Raw genomic sequence first — 424 nt, 5'->3', positions numbered from 1 at the left:
TCACGCCGCACACCATCGCCGGCAAGGGCCCGATCGGACTGGTGTCGAAGTCCGGCACCCTGACCTACCAGATGATGTACGAGCTCAAGGACTTCGGCTTCACCACCGCCATCGGCATCGGCGGCGACCCCGTCATCGGCACCACCCACATCGACGCGCTCGCGGCGTTCGAGGCGGACCCCGAGACCGAGGCGATCGTGATGATCGGCGAGATCGGCGGCGACGCCGAGGAGCGCGCCGCGGCGTACATCAAGGACCACGTGACCAAGCCGGTCGTCGGGTACGTCGCCGGCTTCACCGCCCCCGAGGGCAAGACCATGGGCCACGCCGGCGCCATCGTCTCGGGCTCGTCGGGCACGGCCGCCGCCAAGCAGGACGCCCTCGAGGCCGTCGGCGTCAAGGTCGGCAAGACGCCCTCCGAGGC

The 424-nt window shown here is 70.5% G+C and carries 1 pseudogene; it reads left to right on the top strand.

The window, feature by feature from the left end:
• Window positions 1–424: pseudogene (locus K9U41_RS23375) on the top strand (succinate--CoA ligase subunit alpha); the annotation flags it as partial.

This window comes from Xanthobacter autotrophicus, from assembly GCF_029991245.1.
Classification (GTDB): Bacteria; Pseudomonadota; Alphaproteobacteria; order Rhizobiales; family Xanthobacteraceae; genus Xanthobacter; species Xanthobacter autotrophicus_C.
Note: the sequence above shows the minus strand (reverse complement) of the source record. Positions and strands in the feature narration are given on the sequence as shown.